The 2,280-nt window shown below is 42.9% G+C and carries 1 protein-coding gene; it reads left to right on the forward strand.

What is annotated here, in order from left to right; translation table 11 throughout:
* Nucleotides 1-195 precede the first annotated feature (195 nt).
* Nucleotides 196-2,100 (forward strand): PTS fructose transporter subunit IIABC, encoded by a 1,905-nt coding sequence (locus E5A76_RS04810; protein ID WP_045063660.1) that lies wholly within the window; start codon nucleotides 196-198, stop codon nucleotides 2,098-2,100.
* Nucleotides 2,101-2,280 lie beyond the last annotated feature (180 nt).

The following is a 2,280-nucleotide window of genomic DNA, read 5'->3' on the forward strand; positions in this document are numbered from 1 at the left end:
TATTTATGGTGTCTGTTTATCATGTAAAATTAAATGTGCCTTAGGTCACATCTCAATTATTAGGTTACATTTATCCAGTTAAAGCCTCTTCTGTGCTCTATTTTGAACCATCTAAAAGTTCGACAATATTCCCATACTGAAATCCATCAAATGAATGCTTGATGGGCACATAAAAATAAATGTTGGGGATAGACAATGATTACTTCCTTGATCAATGAAAATTTAATTTGCCTTGAGCTTAAGGCGAAAACCAAAGACGACGTGTTTAACGAAATGGCTGAATTATTGGTAGCACAAGGTCGTGTTGCTGATAAAACGCAATTTATTGCTGATGTAAAAGCCCGTGAAGAATTAGGTAATACTGGCTTTGAAGAAGGCATTGCGATACCACACGCAAAAAGTGCAGCTGTTGCACAACCTGCGGTTGCGATTGGTGTCAGTCGTACTGGTATTGAATACGGTGCGGAAGATGGTAAACCATCACAGTTGTTTTTCATGATCGCATCACCAGATAACGGCGATAATCACCACATTGAAGTATTAGCAGAGCTCTCTTCAAAGCTGATTGAAGATGGTTTTGTTGAGCAGTTCTTAGCCGCTAAAACAGAAAAAGAAGCCCTAGCGTTATTGCTTGAAGAAAAAGAGCAAGTTGTCACGCAAGCGCAAACTAAAGGTTTGATCATTGGTGTCACAGGCTGTCCTGCAGGTGTTGCTCACACTTACCTTGCAGCAGAGGCATTAGAAAAAGCCGGTGCTGAGCTTGGCTATGAGGTAAAAGTAGAAACCAATGGTTCGATTGGTGTTAAGAATTCCCCAACCGCTGAAGAAATCGCACGAGCAGAAGCTATTGTCGTCAGTTGTGATAAGCAAGTTGATATGGCTCGCTTTGCCGGTAAAAAGCTGATCAAAACAGGTGTTAAAGCGCCAATTAAAGATGCAAAAGGCTTAATTCAGCAAGCGTTAGTTGCCAAAACGTATGAAGCCGATGGTGATGATACTTCTGATTCAAGCGAGAGCAAAGTTGCGCAAACTCGCTCGAATCTATATCGCTACCTGATGAACGGTGTATCCCACATGATCCCGTTTGTGGTAACTGGTGGTTTGTTAATTGCATTGTCACTGGCAATTGGTGGTCAACCAACTGATTCTGGTATGCAAATTCCAGCGGGTAGTTTATGGCAAAAAGTGCTCGATGTTGGTGTTGTTGCATTTACATTAATGATCCCAATTTTGGCCGGTTATATTGCTTTTGCTATTGGTGATCGCCCTGCGTTAGCACCGGGTTTCATTGGTGGTTGGATTGCCAATAACGGTTCATTCTATGATGCAAGTGCGGGTACTGGCTTTATTGGTGCCATTGTTGCAGGTTTGCTGGTGGGTTACTTCGTTCGTTGGGTTGCAACTCGTAACTATCATAAGATGGTACAGCCTTTAGTGCCGATTCTTATTGCGCCAATTACGGGTACCTTATTCATCGCTGGCTTGTTTATCTTCGTTATTGGTGCGCCAATCGCTGGATTAATGGATAGCATGAACAGCATGCTTACTGAAATGAGCACAGGTAACGTAGTTCTACTGGGTATTGTACTAGGTGGTATGGCTGGCTTTGATATGGGCGGTCCATTTAACAAAGTCGCATTCTTGTTCTCTGTCGGTATGATTGCCAATGGTCAAACACAGTTTATGGGTGCAATGGCATGTGCGATCCCTGTTGCTCCTTTAGGTATGGGCTTAGCAACGGTACTTGGTCGTAAGTTAAATATCTTCGAGCAATCAGAAGTTGAAGCAGGTAAGGCTGCTGGTGCAATGGGCTTAGTGGGCATCTCTGAAGGTGCAATTCCATTTGCTGCGCAAGATCCACTGTCTGTGATCCCTGCAAACGTACTAGGCAGTATGGTTGCCGCAGTGATGGCTTTCTCTTTCGGTATCACTAACAGCGTGGCACATGGTGGTCCAGTGGTAGCATTACTGGGTGCGATGAACAAACCTGCGCTCGCGCTACTATGTATGGCATCAGGTATGGTAGTTACTGCTCTTGTTGCGGTAACACTTAAGAAAGTACGTAAAGCTAAAGCGGAGCGAGCATTAGCAACTGCTTAATGTTTACCATAAATAATTAAATGAAAGCGATAGGTGAAAGCCTGTCGCTTTTTTCTTTTATGAAAGCTGTCGCTGGCGGTAATTTACGCACTTGTTCTTGCAATCTACTAAGCAGTGAAAGGAGAATGTAAGTTTAAGGCTCTTGATATAAGTTTAATATTATTTAACTATACAAGGCTG

It is taken from the genome of Photobacterium lucens, assembly GCF_009873615.1.
GTDB classification, from domain to species: domain Bacteria; phylum Pseudomonadota; class Gammaproteobacteria; order Enterobacterales; family Vibrionaceae; genus Photobacterium; species Photobacterium lucens.

Coding starts and splice junctions, on each gene's coding strand:
- E5A76_RS04810 (WP_045063660.1), top strand. CDS start 196: ATGATTACTTCCTTGATCAATGAAAATTTAATTTGCCTTGAGCTTAAG.